Annotated in this window: 19 protein-coding genes and 1 tRNA gene; 10 read left to right on the top strand and 10 right to left on the bottom strand. The window is 66.4% G+C overall.

Annotated elements, in window-relative coordinates:
* Positions 1-98: 98 nt before the first annotated feature.
* From proB to rplU, 4 genes are all read right to left on the bottom strand, one after another.
* Complete coding sequence (gene proB / locus OHZ10_RS02740; protein ID WP_059236283.1) at positions 99-1,217, bottom strand: glutamate 5-kinase; 1,119 nt, start codon at positions 1,215-1,217, stop codon at positions 99-101.
* 90 nt (positions 1,218-1,307) lie between these two features.
* Positions 1,308-2,420, bottom strand: coding sequence for a GTPase ObgE (obgE, locus tag OHZ10_RS02735; RefSeq protein WP_059236285.1), 1,113 nt, complete (start codon positions 2,418-2,420; stop codon positions 1,308-1,310).
* Positions 2,421-2,607: 187 nt separating this feature from the next.
* Complete coding sequence (gene rpmA / locus OHZ10_RS02730) at positions 2,608-2,871, bottom strand: 50S ribosomal protein L27 (RefSeq protein WP_006476999.1); 264 nt, start codon at positions 2,869-2,871, stop codon at positions 2,608-2,610.
* Positions 2,872-2,895: 24 nt separating this feature from the next.
* The gene (gene rplU, locus OHZ10_RS02725) at positions 2,896-3,207 is read right to left on the bottom strand and encodes a 50S ribosomal protein L21 (protein WP_006025184.1); all 312 of its coding nucleotides are present in this window, start codon (positions 3,205-3,207) and stop codon (positions 2,896-2,898) included.
* Positions 3,208-3,416: 209 nt separating this feature from the next.
* Between rplU and OHZ10_RS02720 the strand changes: the two genes are divergently transcribed.
* From OHZ10_RS02720 to OHZ10_RS02680, 9 genes are all read left to right on the top strand, one after another.
* A complete protein-coding gene (locus tag OHZ10_RS02720) occupies positions 3,417-4,412 on the top strand; it encodes a polyprenyl synthetase family protein (protein ID WP_059236288.1) in 996 nt (331 codons plus the stop codon).
* Between the two features lie 180 nt (positions 4,413-4,592).
* Positions 4,593-4,669 (top strand) — tRNA-Pro (locus OHZ10_RS02715).
* A 142-nt stretch (positions 4,670-4,811) separates the two neighbouring features.
* A complete protein-coding gene (locus tag OHZ10_RS02710; RefSeq protein ID WP_059236290.1) occupies positions 4,812-6,104 on the top strand; it encodes an HlyC/CorC family transporter in 1,293 nt (430 codons plus the stop codon).
* Between the two features lie 82 nt (positions 6,105-6,186).
* Complete coding sequence (locus tag OHZ10_RS02705; RefSeq protein ID WP_342703544.1) at positions 6,187-7,464, top strand: GspE/PulE family protein; 1,278 nt, start codon at positions 6,187-6,189, stop codon at positions 7,462-7,464.
* Positions 7,465-7,466: 2 nt separating this feature from the next.
* A complete protein-coding gene (locus OHZ10_RS02700; protein WP_059236294.1) occupies positions 7,467-8,672 on the top strand; it encodes a type II secretion system F family protein in 1,206 nt (401 codons plus the stop codon).
* Between the two features lie 45 nt (positions 8,673-8,717).
* Positions 8,718-9,629, top strand: a complete 912-nt coding sequence (locus OHZ10_RS02695; protein ID WP_059236297.1) for a prepilin peptidase — start codon at positions 8,718-8,720, stop codon at positions 9,627-9,629.
* 1 nt (position 9,630) lies between these two features.
* Complete coding sequence (gene coaE, locus OHZ10_RS02690; RefSeq protein WP_059236299.1) at positions 9,631-10,239, top strand: dephospho-CoA kinase; 609 nt, start codon at positions 9,631-9,633, stop codon at positions 10,237-10,239.
* Between the two features lie 109 nt (positions 10,240-10,348).
* Positions 10,349-11,104: a cell division protein ZapD gene (gene zapD / locus OHZ10_RS02685; RefSeq protein WP_027783465.1), complete on the top strand. Its 756-nt coding sequence runs from the start codon at positions 10,349-10,351 to the stop codon at positions 11,102-11,104.
* Between the two features lie 25 nt (positions 11,105-11,129).
* The gene (locus OHZ10_RS02680; protein ID WP_059236301.1) at positions 11,130-11,330 is read left to right on the top strand and encodes a DNA gyrase inhibitor YacG; all 201 of its coding nucleotides are present in this window, start codon (positions 11,130-11,132) and stop codon (positions 11,328-11,330) included.
* Positions 11,331-11,397: 67 nt separating this feature from the next.
* Here OHZ10_RS02680 and OHZ10_RS02675 read toward each other — a convergent pair whose 3' ends face one another.
* From OHZ10_RS02675 to secA, 4 genes are all read right to left on the bottom strand, one after another.
* On the bottom strand, positions 11,398-11,841 hold the full coding sequence (locus OHZ10_RS02675) for an NUDIX domain-containing protein (protein WP_059236304.1): 444 nt from the start codon (positions 11,839-11,841) through the stop codon (positions 11,398-11,400).
* The gene (locus OHZ10_RS02670) at positions 11,838-12,707 is read right to left on the bottom strand and encodes an ATP-binding protein (RefSeq protein ID WP_059236306.1); all 870 of its coding nucleotides are present in this window, start codon (positions 12,705-12,707) and stop codon (positions 11,838-11,840) included. The genes OHZ10_RS02675 and OHZ10_RS02670 overlap by 4 nt, the downstream gene beginning before the upstream one ends.
* A 19-nt stretch (positions 12,708-12,726) precedes the next feature.
* The gene (gene argJ / locus OHZ10_RS02665) at positions 12,727-13,968 is read right to left on the bottom strand and encodes a bifunctional glutamate N-acetyltransferase/amino-acid acetyltransferase ArgJ (protein ID WP_006496770.1); all 1,242 of its coding nucleotides are present in this window, start codon (positions 13,966-13,968) and stop codon (positions 12,727-12,729) included.
* Positions 13,969-14,112: 144 nt separating this feature from the next.
* Positions 14,113-16,914, bottom strand: a complete 2,802-nt coding sequence (secA, locus tag OHZ10_RS02660; RefSeq protein WP_059236308.1) for a preprotein translocase subunit SecA — start codon at positions 16,912-16,914, stop codon at positions 14,113-14,115.
* A 256-nt stretch (positions 16,915-17,170) separates the two neighbouring features.
* On the opposite strand from secA, the gene OHZ10_RS02655 reads away from it, so the two are divergent.
* Positions 17,171-17,647, top strand: coding sequence for a DUF721 domain-containing protein (locus OHZ10_RS02655; protein ID WP_059236310.1), 477 nt, complete (start codon positions 17,171-17,173; stop codon positions 17,645-17,647).
* A gap of 82 nt (positions 17,648-17,729) precedes the next feature.
* Here the strand turns inward: OHZ10_RS02655 and lpxC are convergent, their stop codons facing one another.
* Positions 17,730-18,647: a UDP-3-O-acyl-N-acetylglucosamine deacetylase gene (lpxC, locus tag OHZ10_RS02650; protein WP_006487145.1), complete on the bottom strand. Its 918-nt coding sequence runs from the start codon at positions 18,645-18,647 to the stop codon at positions 17,730-17,732.
* A gap of 240 nt (positions 18,648-18,887) precedes the next feature.
* Entirely contained in the window at positions 18,888-19,394 is a 507-nt protein-coding gene (locus OHZ10_RS02645; protein ID WP_059236314.1) for a peroxiredoxin, read from the bottom strand.
* Positions 19,395-19,453: the final 59 nt, after the last annotated feature.

Below are 19,453 nucleotides of genomic sequence, written 5' to 3'. Positions count from 1 at the left end.
GATGCGGGTCGCCCGCATCGTCCCGCCGCATGAAAAAAGCCCGCATCACGCGGGCTTTTTTATTGGACTGCCGGGACTACCGATACCGTGGCCGGCGATCACACCAGCACGAGGTTGTCGCGATGAATCAGTTCGGGCTCCAGCATGTAGCCGAGCACGGTCTCGATCTCGCCACTCGGCTTGCGGTGAATCAGCTTCGTTTCCGCGCTGCTGTAGTTCGTGAGCCCGCGCGCCACTTCGCGCCCGTCAGGCCCGACGCACGCGATCACCTCGCCGCGCGCGAACGCGCCCTGCACGTCGATCACGCCGATCGGCAGCAGGCTCTTGCCGCCATCCGTCAGCTTTTCGACCGCGCCGGCGTCGATCACGACATGGCCGCGCACCTGCAGATGATCGGCCATCCATTGTTTGCGCGCCGCCATCCGCGCAGTGCGCGCGATCAGCTGCGTGCCGATCGCCTCGCCAGCCGCCAGGCGCACGAGCACGTCGGATTCGCGGCCGCTCGCGATCACGGTATTCGCGCCGCTATGTGCCGCACGCTTCGCCGCGAGGATCTTCGTCAGCATCCCGCCGCGGCCGAGGCTCGAACCGGCACCGCCGGCCATCGCCTCAAGTTCGGGCGCGCCCGCATTGGCCTCGGCGACGAGCGTCGCGTTCGGATCCTTGCGCGGATCGGCCGTGAACAGCCCCGACTGGTCGGTCAGGATGATCAGCGCATCGCCTTCGATCAGGTTCGCGACGAGCGCGCCGAGCGTGTCGTTGTCGCCGAACTTGATTTCGTCGGTGACGACGGTGTCGTTCTCGTTGATGATCGGTACGACGCCGAGCCGCAGCAGCGTGAGCAGCGTCGACCGCGCATTCAGGTAGCGCTCGCGATCGGCCAGGTCGGCATGCGTGAGCAGGATCTGCGCGGTGCGGATGTCATGCTCGGTGAAGCGGCTCTCGTAGACTTGCGCGAGCCCCATCTGGCCGACCGCCGCAGCGGCCTGCAACTCGTCGATTTCCCGCGGCCGCTTGCTCCAGCCGAGCCGCTGCATCCCCTCGGCAATCGCGCCCGAACTGACGAGCACGACTTCCTTGCCCTGCGCACGCAACGCGGCGATCTGGGCTGCCCAGCGACCGATTGCAGCATGATCGAGCCCCTTGCCGTCGTTGGTCACGAGGCTGGAACCCACCTTCACCACCAATCGCTTCGAATCCGCGATGATCGAACGCATCCTGCACTGTCTCCTGTATCTGATGCCTGCCCGGCCGGGCGCGATTGAACGCCGACGCCGGGCGGCACGCCCGGCGCATGACGGCACCGCTCAGGCGTCGTCGCCCGGCACCGCATCGCCCTTCGCCGGCGGCGCATCGCGGAATCGCACGTCGGCCGCGAGATCTTCCGCCTCCGCCGCACGGTGCGCGTCCGAATGTTCGGACAGGTAATCGTAGATCGCGTAGCACAGCGCTTCGCAGCCCTGGCCCGTCAACGCCGAAATCTCGAACACGGGGCCGTCCCAGCCGAAACGGTCGAGGAAATCGGCAACGCGTGCCTCGCGCTCGTCTTCCGGCACCATGTCGAGCTTGTTGAGCACGAGCCAGCGCGGCTTCTCGTACAGCGCTTCGTCGTACTTGCGCAGCTCACCGACGATCGCGGTTGCTTCCGCGACCGGATCGACGGTTTCGTCGAACGGCGCGAGATCGACCAGATGCAGCAGCACGCCGGTGCGCTGCAGGTGGCGCAGGAACTGATGCCCGAGGCCCGCGCCTTCGGCCGCGCCCTCGATCAGCCCCGGAATGTCGGCGATCACGAAGCTCTTGCTCGGGCCCACGCGCACCACGCCGAGGTTCGGCGCGAGCGTGGTGAACGGGTAGTCGGCGATCTTCGGCCGCGCATTCGACACCGACGAGATGAACGTCGACTTGCCTGCGTTCGGCATGCCGAGCAGGCCAACGTCGGCGAGCACCTTCAGCTCGAGCTTCAGCATGCGCCGCTCGCCCGGCTTGCCGTCCGTCTTCTGGCGCGGCGCACGGTTCGTGCTCGACTTGAAATGCAGGTTGCCGAGGCCGCCGGAGCCGCCCTGCGCGAGCATCACCTGCTGGTCGTGCTCGGTCAGGTCGGCGATCAGCTCGCCGGTATCCATGTCGTTGATGATCGTACCGACCGGCATGCGCAACGTGACGTCGTCGCCGCCCTTGCCGTAGCAATCCGAGCCGCGGCCGTTCTCGCCGTTGCGCGCCAGATGCTTCTTCGCGTATCGGTAGTCGATCAGCGTGTTGATGTTGCGGTCGGCGATCGCGTAGACGCTGCCGCCCCGGCCGCCGTCGCCGCCGTCCGGCCCGCCGAACGGGACGAACTTCTCGCGGCGCATCGACGCGCTGCCATCACCCCCGTCTCCGGCGATGACTTCGATTCGTGCTTCGTCAATGAACTTCATTCGTCACTCCGCCCAGTATTTCCGCTATTGTGCCGCGCGCCGGCACGCTTGAACAATCTGCCATTCGGCCGATCGTACGCCGGTTGCGCGAGGGTCGCCGGCACGCACCTGCGCCCGGCGACCAAATAAAAAAAGGCCCCGCGAAGACTGCGGGGCCTTTCGGCTACGAAGCCCGTGGGTGCCTGACTTAGGCAGCCGCCGGGACGACGATGACCAGATGCTTCTTGTCCGCGCCCTTGGTCGCGAACTTGACGTGACCGTCAACCAGCGCGAACAGGGTGTGATCCTTGCCCATGCCGACGTTCTCGCCTGCGTGCATGCGCGTACCGCGCTGACGCACGATGATGCCGCCGGCATTGATTGCCTGGCCGCCGTACACTTTCACGCCGAGACGTTTCGACTCGGAGTCGCGGCCGTTCCGGGAAGAGCCGCCTGCCTTTTTGTGTGCCATCTGATTGCTCCTTTACCGAGGCGCTTACGCGTTGATCGCGTCGATGCGCAGCTCAGTGTAGTTCTGGCGGTGGCCGCCGTGCTTTTGGTAGTGCTTCCGGCGACGCATCTTGAAGATGGTGACCTTGGCATGACGACCGTGCGACACAACGGTGGCCTTGACGGAAGCCCCACTGACCAGCGGCGTACCGAACTTAATCGATTCGCCTTCGCCCACTGCGAGAACCTGGTCGAGCGTGATTTCAGCGTCAATGTCAGCCGGTATCTGTTCTACTTTGAGTTTTTCGCCAACGGCAACTTTGTACTGCTTGCCGCCGGTTTTTATGACCGCGTACATTGAGAACCTCACTCTGGATCCAAATTTTCCGCACACCACGCGCGGAAAACACGTGATTATACATGGGGTTAGCACCGAAGTCAAAACCGATCGACGATTGCCGCGCGCGGGCCTCGGCCGAACGGCCAAAATCGCGCTGCGGCGCGTCTGACAGACCGGGATTTCGCGGATTCGACTTATAATCCGCGGCATCACCCAATTCCATCATCATGTCGTCGTCCACCGCCTCCCCCACCCTCAGCGCCGCCCACCTGCTCGCTCCGATCACCAGCGACATGGAGCAGGTGAATCGCGTTATCCGGCAAAGCCTCGCGTCCGACGTCCTGCTGATCAACCAGATCGCCGAGTACATCATCGGCGCGGGCGGCAAGCGGCTGCGTCCGGCGTTGCTGCTGCTCGTCGCCGGCGCGCTCGGTGAAACGTCGCACCAGCGGCACGTGCTGGCCGCCGTCGTCGAGTTCATCCACACGGCCACGCTGCTGCATGACGACGTCGTCGACGAATCCGAGCTGCGCCGCGGCCGCCAGACCGCCAATGCGCTGTTCGGCAACGCGGCGAGCGTGCTGGTAGGCGATTACCTCTACTCGCGCTCGTTCGAGATGATGGTCGGCGTCGGCAAGATGCGCGTGATGGAGATCCTGTCCGAAGCAACGACGATCATTTCCGAGGGCGAGGTGCTGCAGCTCCTCAACATGCACGACGCGGACGTCGACGAAACGCGCTACATGCAGGTGATCCGCTACAAGACGGCCAAGCTGTTCGAGGCGTCGGCCCGCCTGGGCGCGGTACTCGCGGGCGCCGATGCGCCGACCGAGGCCGCCGCCGCCGAATACGGCCGCCGGATCGGCACCGCATTCCAGATCATGGACGACTGGCTCGACTACGCGGGCACCGTCGAGGCCATGGGCAAGAACGCCGGCGACGACCTGCGCGAAGGCAAGCCGACGCTGCCGCTCATCTATCTGATCGAACGCGGCACGCCCGAACAGGCGGCGCTCGCCCGCGAGGCGATCGAACAGGGCGGCACCGATCGCTTCGACACGATCTTCGAAGCGATCACGCGCTCGGGCGCGCTCGATCACACGCTCGAATGCGCACGCCAGGAAGCGCAGGCCGCTGCGGCTGCAATCGCGGCATTCCCCGATTCGATCTACAAGGAGAGCCTGCTCGCGCTGTGCTCGTATTCGACGTCGCGACAGTCGTAAGTGCATGTCGTGTGTCGCCGCCAAGACTGCGACGACGCACGTTCGACACGGGAAAATCACCTGTCTCGAAAATTTTCTTCTCCAAGGTCTTCCCTTTCTGAAGAAACGTCGTTATAGTTATGTTCTTGCTCGACGACGCAGCGGTCTTGAAGAAGACTGCGAAATCGGAAGAGTCCAAATCGGGGTGTAGCTTAGCCTGGTAGAGCGCTACGTTCGGGACGTAGAGGCCGGAGGTTCGAATCCTCTCACCCCGACCAGATTTGTAAAAAACCGTGCACCATGTGCACGGTTTTTTTTTGCCCGGCCGCCGCAGGCCCCGCGTGTCGCGCACGACACATCGCGGTCGCCGGCCTCTGCTATATTCCCTCCATTCCTGTCCTTCACTGCCCATTCCGACGCGTGGACCAAATTCCCTTATGGGCGCAAATCGGCGCCGTCTTCCTGCTTCTCCTCTGTTCCAGCTTCTTTTCGATTTCCGAGACCGCGATGATGGCGCTCAACCGCCATCGGCTGAAGCATCTCGCCGGCCAGGGCGCGCTCGGCGCGAAAACCACGCAAGGCCTGCTCACGCGCACTGACCTGCTGCTCAGCGTGATCCTGATCGGCAACAACCTGTTCAACACGATCATCCCGGTCCTGACGACGTCGCTGGCGCTCCATACGTTCGGCCGCAACAACCTCGCGCTGTCGATCGCGACCGGCATCGTCGCGTTCCTGATCATCGTGTTCGCGGAAATCGCGCCGAAGATCGTCGGCGCGACCTTCCCCGAACGCATCGCGTTGCCCGCGAGCCTCGTGATCGCACCGCTGATGCGCGTGTTCAAGCCGGTCGTCTGGTTCGTCAACGCGCTCGCGAACGGCGTGTTGTGGGTGCTGCGCATCAACACGAAGAAGGGCCGCGACCAGCGGATGTCCGCCGACGAGCTGCGGGCCATCGTGCTCGAATCGAGCAGCTTCATGCCGACCAAGCACCGCAGCATCCTGCTCAACCTGTTCGACCTCGAGAACATCACGGTCGACGACGTGATGGTGCCGCGCCGCCAGATCGAGTCGCTCAACTTCTACGCGCCGCTCGACGACGTCCTGCACCAGCTCGAAACCTGCTATCACAACCGGCTCGTCGTCTACGAAGGCGACATCGACAAGGTGCTCGGCGTGCTGCACGTGCGCAAGACGCTCACCGCGCTGCACAACCAGGAGTTCGACCGCGAGACGCTGCGTACGCTGCTCGCCGAGCCGTACTACGTGCCGTCGGGCACGCCGGTGGTCCAGCAGCTCCAGTTTTTCCAGGAAACGCGGCAGCGCACCGCGCTCGTCGTCAACGAGTACGGCGAGCTCGAAGGGCTCGTGACGCCGGAAGACATCATCGAGGAACTGATCGGCGAATTCACGACGTCGATGCCGCGCAGCGAACGTGCGGGCGGCTGGGACGAGAACGGCGAATGTATCGTCTCGGCCAGCATGCCGCTGCGTGAGCTGAACCGCTGGCTGCATCTGAAGCTGCCGACGGACGGGCCGAAAACGCTGAACGGACTCGTGCTCGAAATCCTCGAGGAAATTCCGGAAGACGACGTGTGCCTGAAGATCGGCGACGTGACGCTCGAAGTGATGCGCAGCGACGATCAGGCCGTGCGCACCGTCAAGCTCTTCAAGCCGCGCGGCACGCGCACCGCACGCACCACGACGCGCTAGCCGAACGGCCGACTGCCGGCGCCGCCCGCGACGCGCGATCATCTGCCGGTCACGTCAACAGGCGGCCCGCGTGCCGGCTCACATGCATTTCCCTCCCTCCGGGGCGCCGCTGCGCACGCAGTCGTCACCCACCCGCTCCGACGCGCCGCCTGCCGCCGCGCCCCACGCACTCGATGCGGCTCAACTCGACGACGCACCGGCCGTGCGGCTGTTGACGGACACGCTGCACGCGGCGCGCGTGCGTGACGCGTCCGACATCCACGTCGAGCCGTTCGAAGCCGGCTGGCGCATCCGCCTGCGCATCGACGGCGTGCTGCACGAACACGCGCGGCCGCCGCTGCACCTGCGCGACGCGCTCGTCACGCGAATCAAGGTGCTCGCGCGCATGGACATCGCCGAGCGGCGGCTCCCGCAGGACGGCAGGCTGCGCATCGCGATCGACGGCGGCACGCGCGGTGACTACCGCGTCAGTTCGCTGCCCACGCTGTTCGGCGAAAAGCTCGTGCTGCGACGCCTCGAAACGCTGCCGCCCGATCTCACGCTCGCCCGCCTCGGCTTCGACGCGCAGCAGGCGGCCGCGATGGAGGCCGCGATCCGCGCACCGCACGGCCTCGTGCTCGTCACGGGCCCGACCGGCAGCGGCAAGACGCTGTCGCTCTACTGCGCGCTGCAGATGCTCGATCGCGACGCGCACAACGTCTGCACGGTCGAGGATCCCGCCGAGATCCAGCTCGAAGGGATCAACCAGGTCGGGGTCGCCGACAAGGCCGGGCTCACGTTCGCGACGGCGCTGCGTGCGCTGTTGCGGCAGGATCCGGACATCATCATGGTCGGCGAGATTCGCGATGCGGAGACAGCCGACGTCGCGATCAAGGCCGCTCAGACCGGCCATCTCGTACTGTCGACGCTGCATACGAACGACGCGCCGGCCGCCGTCGCGCGACTGCTCGACATCGGCGTCGCACCGTACAACCTCGCGGCCGCATTGCACCTCGTCACCGCGCAGCGTCTCGTCCGGCGCCTGTGCGTCACCTGCCGCGCGCACTCGGATGCACCGGCGCGCACGCTGCGGGAAGCCGGCTGCGACCCGGCGGCCCTGGCAGCCGGGTGGCGGCCGTTCGTCGCGCGCGGCTGTTCCGCCTGTCACGGGATCGGCTATCGCGGCCGCATCGGGCTGCATCAGACGATGCCGGTATCGCGCGCGCTGGCGGAGCGCATCGTCGCGCGGGCAAGCGTCGGCGAGCTCGCGCGATGCGTGACGGCCGAGGGCGTGCGCAACCTCCGCGACGCCGCATTCGCGCGCGTCCTGGACGGTACGACGAGCATCGCGGAAGCCATCTCCGCCACGCCCGCCGCGTGAACATGCCCATGCCGCCGCGCGAAACCCGCTTCGCCTGGCGCGGCCGCCGTCGCGACGGCGCGCCGTGCCGCGGGACAGTCGTCGCGTTCGACGCCTCGGCCGCGCGCGCCGCGCTCGCGCGCGACGGCACCGCGGTGCTGTCGCTCGACGTCCGCGGGCCGGCCCGGCCGCCGGCAGCCGGCGCCCGGGACATCACACGCTTCACGCGCCAGCTCGCAAGCCTGCTGCAGGCCGGGCTGCCGCTCGCACCGTCACTCGAAATGCTCGCGCGCACCCGTACGCGCGACGGCGTGCCGCGCATTGCCGCCGGCCTCGCCCGCGAGATCGTCGGCGGCTGCCGCTTCGCGGACGCGCTCGCACGCTATCCGGCGCAGTTCGGCACGCTGTATCGCCAGTTGATCGAGGTCGGCGAGGCGTCAGGTTCACTCGGCATCGTGCTGACACGGGTCGCGGAGCACCGCGAGCGCGCCGACGCACAGTGGCGCAAGCTGCGCGCCGCCCTCGCGTATCCGGCTGCCGTCATCCTGTTCGCACTGGCGATCTCGGCAGCATTGATGGTGTGGGTCGTGCCGACGTTCCGGCAGATCTTCGACGGCTTCGGCGCCGCCCTGCCGGCGCCGACCCGCGTGCTGCTTGCCCTGTCCTCAGCGCTGTCGGCGTGGGGCGGCATGCTCGCGGGAGCGGCCGCCGCAACGGGGCTCGCCGTGCAACACGCGCTTCGACGGTCGGCACCGCTGCGCCATGCGGCCGCACGACACCTGCTGCATGCGCCGCTCGCGGGCAGCGCGATCGAGCAGTACGCGGCCGCACGCTGGTGCCGCTCGCTTGCGACACTGCTCGGCGCCGGCGTGCCGCTCGCCGATGCGTTCGCCACGCTCGAGCGCACGGCCGGTCATCCGGTGTTCGCGCACGCCACCGCGCAGATCGCAGCACGCGTGCTGCGCGGCGTGCGTCTCGCCGATGCGATGCGCTCGGCCGGCTGCTTTCCGGATGACGTCGTCCAACCGATCGCCGTCGCCGAGGAAACCGGCACGCTCGACACGATGCTTGCCGACATCGCCGCCCTGTGTGAACGCCAGCTCGACGCGCGGCTCGATACGCTCGCCGCGCTCGGCGAACCGCTGATCGTGATCGTCCTGGGCGCACTCGTCGGCGGCCTCGTGATCGCGATGTACCTGCCCATCCTTCAGCTCGGCAACGTGGTGTAGCATCGCAACCGATTCTGTCGCCTTTTAGTCCGAACCGTGAGCCTCATGACGCCAGCGCCCCTGTCCGCCGTTCCCGATTCGCCCGAGAGCACGCTGCTCGCGCTGGCAATGCTGCCGCTCGCGGTGCAGTACGCGTTCGCGGTCGTCATCGGCCTGTGCGTCGGCAGCTTCCTGAACGTGGTCGTGCACCGGCTGCCCGTGATGATGCAGCGCGCGTGGCACGCCGACATCGCCGAAGCGACGGGCAACGCTGCTGCCGCGCCCGACGACGGCTATCCGCCGCGCTACGATCTGTGGCGCCCGCGCAGCGCCTGTCCGCATTGCGGCCACGTGTTGCGCGCATGGGAAAACATCCCGCTCGTCAGCTACCTGGTGTTGCGCGGGCGCTGCCGGCGCTGCGGCCACGCGATCGGCATCCGCTATCCGCTCGTCGAGATCGCCTGCGCGCTGCTCGCCGCCGGCTCGCTCGCGGCATTCGGCCCGACCGTCGCCGCGCTCGCCGCGTTTGCGTTGTGTGCGGCACTGCTCGCGATGAGCGCGATCGATATCCGCACCGGCTACCTGCCCGACTCGATGACGCTGCCGCTCCTGTGGGCCGGGCTCGTGCTGAACCTCGGCGGCACGTTCACGTCGCTGCGCTCGGCCGTGATCGGTGCGATGGCGGGCTACTTGTTCCTGTGGTCGATCTACTGGCTGTTCAAGTGGCTGCGCGGCATCGAGGGCATCGGCTTCGGCGACCTGAAACTGCTTGCCGCGCTCGGCGCGTGGATGGGCTGGGCCGCGCTGCCGCAAGTCGTGCTGTTCGCCGCGGTGAGCGGCGCGCTCGTCGGGCTCGTCGCGACCTGGCGCGGCCGCATGCGCTTCGAGGAGCCGATTCCGTTCGGCCCGTTCCTCGCGGCCGGCGGCGTCGCGACACTGTTTTTCGGCACCCCTTTCTATTCGGCGCTCGGAGGCTGACATGTTCGCAGTAGGACTCACGGGCGGCATCGGCAGCGGCAAGACGACCGTCGCCGACCTGTTCGGCGCCCGCGGCGCGTCGCTCGTCGATACCGACCTGATCGCCCACCGCATCACCGCCCCCGGCGGCCTCGCGATGCCGGCAGTCGAACAGGCGTTCGGCCGCGACTTCGTTGCCGCCGACGGCTCGCTCGATCGCGCGAAGATGCGCGCGCTGATCTTCAGCGACGACGCTGCACGCCGGCGGCTCGAAGCAATCACGCACCCGCTGATCCGGGCGGAAACCGATCGCGAGGCCCGCGAGGCGCGGGGCCCGTACGTGATGTTCGTCGTGCCGCTGCTCGTCGAGTCAGGCAACTGGAAGGCGCGCAGCAATCGCGTGCTCGTCGTCGATTGCCCGGTCGAAACGCAGATCGCACGCGTGATGCGGCGCAACGGCTTCACGCGCGAGCAGGTCGAAGCGATCATCGCGCGACAGGCGACGCGCGAAGCGCGCCTCGCGGCGGCCGACGACGTGATCGTCAACGACGCAGTCACGCCCGGCGCGCTCGCCGCGCAGGTCGATGCACTGCACCAACGCTATGTCGGATTCGCGGCCGCCGCACACTGAGACTCGCGCCCGATCGTGATGGTGTACGAAATTGGCGCGTTGCTAGGGTAGAGAGTGGGCATTAGAATGTCCTGCATTGTTTCAATCCCTACCCAAGAGGCGAGCGCGCTTGATTCTTTACGAGTATCCGTTCAACGAGCGAATTCGCACGCTGTTGCGCCTCGAAGATCTCTTCGAGCGCTTTGCGTTCTTTTTGGCTCAGGAGGACCCGCGTGAACACCACGTCGCGCTGACGACGCTGTTCGAAATCGCCGAGGTAACGGGCCGCGCGGACCTGAAATCGGATCTGATGAAGGAGCTCGAACGTCAACGCCAGACGCTCGCCCCCTTTCGCGGCAATCCGGGCATCGAGCAGAACGCGCTCGAAGCCGTGCTCGGCGAAATCGAGCAGACGCTCGCGAATCTCGCGCAGATGCAGGGCAAGACCGGCCAGCACCTCGTCGACAACGAGTGGCTCGCCAGCATCCGCAGCCGTGCGGTGATTCCCGGCGGCACGTGCAAGTTCGACCTGCCGTCGTACTATGCGTGGCAACAATGGCCTGCGGAGCAGCGCCGTCAGGACATCGCGAAGTGGATCCTGCCGATGCTGCCGCTGCGCGACGCCGCGGCGATCGTGCTGCGGCTCGCGCGCGAATCGGGTCAGGCGTCGAAGGTCATGGCGATGCAGGGCAGCTACCAGCAGATGCTGTCGGGCCGCACCTACCAGCTGATGCAGGTACGCGTGCCGCCGGAGTTGCGCGTCATTCCCGAAGCGAGCGCCAACAAATACATGCTGTGGGTACGGTTCACCATGCAGGACGGCGATGTACGGCCGCGCGCGGTGGACATCGACGTGCCGTTCCATTTGACACTGTGCAATCTGTAACGGCCGCGTGCCGGATCGCTTTCGTATGACTACCGTTGTGAAATGCCCGTCGTGCGGCGCCGATGTGCGCTGGACGCCTGAAAATCAGTTCCGCCCGTTCTGTTCGGCCCGCTGCAAGCAGCTCGACCTCGGCGCATGGGCCGCGGAAAAGTACCGGATCGGGGGAGCCTCCGACGAAGGCCCTTCGTCGGAAGAAGACGGCACGGACGGCCGCCGCGACAGCTGAGCGGCGCGCAGCACCGCTCGCCGGCGATAAGCGATATGGCCCGCCTTTCCGGCAGGCCGTCACGGCGTCAGTTCGACGCCGCTTCCTTCTCGAGCAACTCCAGCACCGGCAGCGCCGCCGGCAACAGCGGCGCGACGTCGACCGGCAGTTGCTGCCACACGAACGCCTGCCCTTCCTTGCTGTGCGGCTCGCCCGTCCAGCCCGTCACCTTGCAGAAATAGAGCCGCACGTACGCATGCGGATAGTCGTGCTCGAGCGTGTGCCAGCGATGGCTGGCCGTGACTTCGATGCCGAGCTCCTCGTGCAGCTCGCGCGCCAGCGCATCCTCGACGCTTTCGCCGGCCTCCAGCTTGCCGCCCGGGAATTCCCAGTAACCTTCATACGGCTTGCCCTTCAGGCGTTGCGCGAGCAGATACCGGCCGTCCGGCTGCACCATCACGCCGACCGCGACTTCCGTCACCTTGCGGCCGTCCGGCGCGTGCACGGCGCCTTGTGCGAGATCCGCGCTCATGCCTGCTCCTTGCGGCCCGACCAGTCACGCGCGAACTGCCACGCCACGCGGCCCGACCGCGAACCGCGCTCGAGCGCCCACACGAGCGCGTCGCCGCGCGCGGTCTCGATCTCCGCGTCCGGGCAACCGAAGTGACGCAGCCAGTGCCCGACGATGTCGAGGTAGTCGTCCTGCTTGAACGGATAGAAGCTGACCCACAGGCCGAAACGCTCCGACAGCGAAATTTTCTCCTCGACGACTTCGCCGGGGTGAATCTCGCCGTCCGGAAGATGCTTGTACGACTCGTTGTCGCTCATGTACTCCGGCAGCAGATGACGGCGATTCGACGTCGCGTAGATCAGCACGTTATCCGACTGCGCGGCGATCGAACCGTCGAGCGCGACCTTCAGCGCCTTGTAGCCCGATTCGCCGTCCTCGAACGACAGGTCGTCGCAAAACACGATGAACCGCTCCGGACGCTGCGAGATCAGGTCGACGATGTCGCCGAGATCGTGCAGGTCGTCCTTGTCGACTTCGATCAGGCGCAGCCCGTCGTTCGCATAGGCGTTCAGGCACGCCTTGATCAGCGACGACTTGCCGGTGCCGCGCGCGCCGGTCAGCAGCACGTTGTTCGCCGGCTTGCACTGCACGAACTGCCGCGTGTTCTGGTCGATCAGCCCTTTCTGGCGATCGATGTTGTGCAGGTCGCCGAGCGTGATCGACGACACGGCCGGCACCGGCTGCAGATAGCCGCGCCCCTGGCGCTTGCGCCAGCGGAACGCGTGGGCGGCGTTCCAGTCGATGGCCGCCGGTGCGGGCGGCAGCATCCCCTCGAGACGGCCGAGCAGCGCTTCGGCGCGCGTCAGAAACTGTTCAAGCTTGTCCATGTCGTTCGAGCGCCCCCGATCAGGAGCGGTAGTCCGCGTTGATGCTCACGTAATCGTGCGACAGGTCGCACGTCCAGACGGTCGCCTGCGCGTCGCCGCGGCCGAGCAGCACGCGGATCGTGATCTCGCTCTGCTTCATCACGCGCTGGCCGTCCTCTTCCTGGTAGGCCGGGTTGCGGCCGCCCGCCTTCGCGACGAGCACGTCGTCGAGATAGAGGTCGATCTTGCCGACGTCGAGATCCGCGACGCCCGCATAGCCGATCGCCGCGAGAATCCGGCCGAGGTTGGGGTCGGATGCGTAGAAGGCCGTCTTCACGAGCGGCGAATGACCGATCGCATAGGCGATCTGGCGGCATTCCGCGACGCTCTTGCCGCCCTCGACCTGCACCGTCATGAATTTCGTCGCGCCTTCGCCGTCACGCACGATCAGTTGCGACAGCACCTGCGCGACTTCCGTCACCGCGTCGCGCAGCGCCGCATAGGCCGGCGAATCGGTCGACGTGATGGCCGGCAGCGTGCTTTTGCCCGACGCGATCAGGATGAACGAATCGTTCGTCGACGTATCGCCGTCGATCGTGATGCAGTTGAACGAGCGATCGGCGACTTCCTTCACGAGCGTGTCGAGCACCGGCTGCGCGACGTTCGCATCGAATGCGAGGAAGCCGAGCATCGTCGCCATGTTCGGCTTGATCATGCCCGCGCCCTTGCTGATGCCCGTCAGCGTGACCGTGTGACCGTCGATCGTCACCTGGCGCGACGTGGCCTTCGGCAGCGTGTCGGTCGTCATGATCGCCTGCGCGGCGTCGAACCAGTTCGCGGCCTTGCGGTTCGCGAGCGCGGCAGGCAGGCCGGCCTTCAGGCGGTCGATCGGCAGCGGCTCGAGAATCACGCCGGTCGAGAACGGCAGCACCTGCGCCGGCTCGATGCCCGCGAGGCGCGCGAGTTCCGTGCAGGTTTCACGTGCGTTCACGAGGCCCGGCTCGCCGGTGCCGGCGTTCGCGTTGCCCGTATTCACGACGAGCGCGCGAATGCCCGCGCCGCCCGCACGCACCTTCGCCAGATGCTCGCGGCAGACCGTGACCGGCGCGGCGCAGAAACGGTTTTCGGTGAACACGCCCGCGACCGTCGCGCCTTCGTCGACGGAAATGACCAGCACGTCCTTGCGATTCGGCTTGCGGATGTTCGCTTCCGCCCAGCCGAGCGTGACGCCGGCGACGGGATGCAGTTGGGCGGGATCGATCGACGGAAAATTGACAGCCATGGGGCACACCTGCCGGATGGAAAATGCCGGCATGCGCCGGCATCGATTGGAAGAACCGGCGGCCGCACGCGCGGGCCGCCGCAACTCACGTCACTGACTTGAAACTGCGAACGAAGCGGCACGCGCGATGCGCGCCGCCGTCGATCATGACAGCTTCCCGTGACATTGCTTGTACTTCTTGCCGCTGCCGCACGGGCACGGGTCGTTGCGGCCGACCTTCGGCATCTCGCCGCCGGGGCCGCTGTGGGTCATCGCGCTGCCGACCATGTCGGCCGTCGCCGTGGCGGCCGCGGCAACCGCGACGTTCGCCACCGGCGCACCGGATTCCGCGTAGTCGGCGTGCTGGTACTCGACGTTCTCGAGATGACCGGCGCCGCGCTCCTCGATCTGCTCGGCCGCTTCCTCGAGCTGCTCGGGCGACTGGATCTGCACGTTCATCACGACGCGCGTGACTTCCTGCTTGATCGCCTCGAGCATCGCGGCGAACAGTTCGAACGCCTCGCGCTTGTATTCCTGCTTCGGATTCTTCTGCGCATAGCCGCGCAGGTGGATGCCCTGGCGCAGGTGGTCGAGCGCCGCGAGGTGTTCGCGCCACAGGCGGTCGACCGTCTGCAGCATCACCGAGCGCTCGAACGCGCTGAACGATTCGCGGCCGACCATCGCGACCTTGCCTTCGTACTGCTCGTCGGCAGCGGTCATCACGGCGTCGAGAATTTCCTCGGCCGTGATCGACGACGACTCGTTCACCATTTCCTGGATCGCGAGGTCCAGCTGCCAGTCGTTGCGCAGCGCTTCCTCGAGCTCGGGCACGTCCCACTGCTCTTCGATGCTGCCTTCCGGCACGAACTGGCGGACGACTTCGGTCACCACGCCATGACGCATCGCGGTGATCGTCTCGGTGATGTCGTGCGCTTCGAGCAGCTCGTTACGCTGCTGGTAGATCACCTTGCGCTGGTCGTTCGACACGTCGTCGTATTCGAGCAGCTGCTTGCGGATGTCGAAGTTACGCGCTTCGACCTTGCGCTGCGCCGATTCGATCGAGCGCGTGACGATGCCCGCCTCGATCGCCTCGCCTTCCGGCATCTTCAGGCGATCCATGATCGAGCGCACGCGGTCGCCCGCGAAGATGCGCAGCAGCGGATCGTCGAGCGACAGGTAGAAGCGCGACGAGCCCGGATCGCCCTGGCGGCCCGCACGGCCGCGCAGCTGGTTGTCGATCCGGCGCGATTCGTGGCGCTCGGTGCCGATGATGTGCAGGCCGCCCGCGGCCTTCACCTGCTCGTGCAGCGTTTCCCACTCGTCGTGCAGCTGCTGGATGCGGCGCGCCTTTTCGTCGGCCGGAATCGCATCGTCGGCCTCGATGAACGCAGCCTGCTTCTCGGCGTTGCCGCCGAGCACGATGTCGGTACCGCGACCGGCCATGTTGGTCGCGATCGTCACGCGGTTCGGACGGCCGGCTTCCGCGACGATCGCCGCTTCGCGCTCGTGCTGCTTCGCGTTCAGCACTTCGTGCGGCAGCCCCGCTTGCTTCAGCAGGTGCGACAGCAGTTCGGAGTTCTCGATCGACGTCGTGCCGACCAGTACCGGCTGGCCACGCTCGTAGCAGTCGCGGATGTCGCGGATCACCGCGTCGTAGCGCTCCTTGGCCGTCTTGTAGATCTGATCCTGCTTGTCGATCCGCTTCGGCGGACGGTTGGTCGGGATCACGACCGTTTCGAGACCGTAGATCTCGTTGAATTCGTACGCTTCGGTGTCTGCGGTACCGGTCATGCCGGCCAGCTTCGCGTACATCCGGAAGTAGTTCTGGAACGTGATCGAGGCGAGCGTCTGGTTCTCGCTCTGGATCTTCACGTGCTCCTTCGCCTCGACCGCCTGGTGCAGGCCGTCGGACCAGCGGCGGCCGGCCATCAGGCGGCCCGTGAATTCGTCGACGATGACCACTTCGCCGTTCTGCACGACGTAATGCTGATCCTTGTGGAACAGCGTGTGTGCGCGCAGCGCCGCGTACACGTGGTGCATCAGCGTGATGTTCTGCGGTGCGTACAGGCTCTCGCCCTCGCCGATCAGGCCCCACTCGGCGAGCAGGCGCTCGGCCTTCTCGTGGCCCGATTCCGTCAGGAACACCTGGCGTGCCTTCTCGTCGAGCGTGTAGTCGCCCGGCTTCTCGACGCCCGTGCCGTCGGCCTTCTCTTCGCCGATCTGGCGCTCGAGCAGCGGCGGCAATGCGTTCATCCGCACGTACAGCTCGGTGTGATCCTCGGCCTGACCCGAGATGATCAGCGGCGTACGCGCCTCGTCGATCAGGATCGAGTCCACTTCGTCGACGACTGCAAAATTCAGTGCCCGCTGCACGCGCGCATCGGTCTCGTAGACCATGTTGTCGCGCAGGTAGTCGAAGCCGAACTCGTTGTTCGTGCCGTACGTGATGTCCGCGGCATACGCCTGCTGCTTCTGGTCGTGCTCCATGCCGGACAGGTTGATGCCGACCGACAGACCGAGGAAGTTGTAGAGGCGCGCCATCCATTCGGCGTCGCGCTGCGCGAGGTAGTCGTTGACGGTCACGACGTGCACGCCGCGGCCGGCCAGCGCATTCAGGTACACGGGCAGCGTCGCGACAAGCGTCTTGCCCTCGCCGGTGCGCATTTCCGCGATCTTGCCGTAGTGGAGCACCATGCCGCCGATCATCTGCACGTCGAAGTGCCGCATCTTCAGCACGCGACGGCTCGCCTCGCGACAGACCGCGAACGCCTCGGGCAACAGCTTGTCGAGCGACTCGCCGGCCGCGACCCGTTGGCGGAATTCGTCCGTCTTGCCGCGCAACTGGTCGTCCGTCAGCTTCTCGATCTGCGTTTCGAGCGCATTGATCGTCGTGACGGTCTTTTGGTATTGCTTGACGAGCCGCTGGTTGCGGCTGCCAAAAATTTTCTGGAGAAAACCGGTTGTCATCGGATCGGATCCTGCGTCGCAGCACCGGCGCCCGGCGCGTGTTGCGCGCCCCGGCGCCCGAGCCTCGGCGGCTTAGCGAATTAGTGGACTCAAACGTCGAATTTTAGCACGCGGGGAAGCATGCGCCCGTGTCTCCGCGGGACGGGCGCTGCACGCCGACGGCCGGGCTGGCGGGGCGAAAGCCGCCCGGGCACGGGCAGGCGCGGGTACAATCGGCAGCAACGTCCGCGCGCGTGCGCGCCCGAAGAATGCCTCGATGAACCGATTTTCCAAGCGTTTCGGCCCGCTCGCCGTCTATCGCCCGCAACCCGTGTCCGAAGTGCTCGGTCGCACCGACGCGTTCGCGGCGCTGCGCGCCGGCGTCGAGCAGATCGCGTCGCTGCAACGCGACCTGGGCGAGTTCCTGCCCGACTACCTGGCCAATCACATCGAGCCGGGCTTCATCAAGGACGGCACCCTGACCCTCTTTGCCGCGCACAATGCGCTGGCCGCCCGGCTGCGGCAGGTCGAGCCGCGCCTGCTCGGCGATCTCCAGAAGCGCGGCTGGCCCGTGACCACGCTGCGCGTGCGCGTGCGTCCGAAGGACGCGCCGGAGCCGCCGCACGTGAAGCAGGCGCGGATGACCTCGGTCGGCGCCGCCGCACTGCGCGACCTCGCCGAACACCTCGAACCGTCACCGCTGCAGGACGCGCTCGCGCGGATGGCGGCCCGGCACGGCGCGAAGTCGCGCTGACCGGCACGCGCCCCCGGCGGCGGCCAGTCAACAAAAAAGCGGCCCGAAGGCCGCTTTTTTCATCGCTTGCGCTGAACGCCGGTCACGCGAAGGCCGTCTGCGCGTCGAACGCGAAGCCCTTCGGCGCCGCCTGCGGATCGTCGAACGTCACGATCTCGTAGGCGTCTTCATGCGCGAGCAGTTCGCGCAGCAACGCGTTGTTCAGGCCGTGGCCCGACTTGTACGCGGTGTACGACGCCAGCAGCGGATGACCGATCACGTACAGGTCGCCGATCGCGTCGAGCATCTTGTGCTTCACGAATTCGTCGTCGTAGCGCAGCCCGTCGTTGTTCAGGATGCGGTACTCGTCGAGCACGATCGCGTTGTCCATGCTGCCGCCGCGTGCCAGGCCGATCTCGCGCAGCATCTCGGCTTCGTGCGCAAAGCCGAACGTGCGCGCACGCGCGATCTCGCGCACGTACGACGTGGTCGCGAAATCGACTTCGAGCTCCTGGCCCGTCTTGTCGACGGCCGGGTGGCGGAAGTCGATCGAGAACTTCAGCTTGAAGCCGAAATACGGATCGAGACGCGCGAACTTGTCGCCATCGCGGATTTCGACCGGCTTCTTCACCTTGATGAAGCGCTTCGGCGCGTTCTGCTCCTCGATGCCGGCGGACTGGATCAGGAACACGAACGTAGCCGCGCTGCCGTCCATGATCGGGATTTCCTCGGCCGTCACGTCGACATACAGGTTGTCGATGCCGAGACCCGCGCACGCCGACATCAGGTGCTCGACGGTCGACACGCGCACGCCATCCTTCTGCAGCACCGATGCAAGCCGCGTGTCACCGATCGACATCGCCGATGCGGGAATGTCGACGGGCGTGGGCAGGTCGACGCGTGAAAAGACGATGCCCGTGCCGGGCGCGGCGGGACGGAGCGTCAACTCGATCTTGCGGCCCGAGTGGACACCGATACCCACGGTCTTCACGATGGATTTGATGGTGCGCTGCTTCAACATGGTGTTCTTCGTCTTGATTGAAGATATCAATCAGGAGTTATATTCGATAGACGGGATTATAGCGTAATTCCCTATTCAACGCTGTTTGAAACTGCGTATCAATCTGTTTCGACAGTTTACCCACGCCGATACGGGACGGGCCGATGCCCGGAACGGAGGCGTTTCCGGTCATCAGCCCGTGTTACAACTGCCCTGAGGCCGGTGAGCAACGTTGCCGGAAGGCAACGGCGCACCGCACGATCAGGACGTCAACGTCGCGAGAACACTCGCCGCATCGCTCACTTCGAATTTGCCCGGCGCCTCGACGGCCAGCGTCTTGACCACACCGCCGTCAATCACCATCGCGTAGCGCAGGGAACGAATTCCCATGCCACGCGCGGACAAATCCTGCGTCAGCCCCAGCGCATGAGTGAAAGCCGCGCTGCCGTCCGCCATCATGCGCACCTTGCCCGCGGTGTGCAGATCACGTCCCCATGCGCCCATCACGAATGCGTCGTTGACGGACACGCACCAGATCTCGTCGATCCCCGCCGCGCGCAACGGCTCGGCGTGTTCGACGTAGCCCGGCACATGCTGCGCCGAGCAGGTCGGCGTGAAAGCGCCCGGCAATCCGAAGATCACCACACGCTTTCCCGCAACCTGGTCGCGCACGCTGTAGGCATTTGGCCCCAGCGTGCACCCTTCGCGCGCGTCGTCGATGAACTCGAACAGTTGCGCGTCGGGCAGCGCGTCGCCCACTTGAATCATGGCTGGTCCCTCATAGCGATACGGTTTTTCAGCGTGTCGCGGACAGCACGGCCCATCCC

This window comes from Burkholderia arboris, assembly GCF_038723655.1.
Classification (GTDB): domain Bacteria; phylum Pseudomonadota; class Gammaproteobacteria; order Burkholderiales; family Burkholderiaceae; genus Burkholderia; species Burkholderia arboris.
The sequence above is the reverse complement of the archived record's forward strand: the minus strand, read 5'-3'. Positions and strand labels throughout refer to the sequence as shown.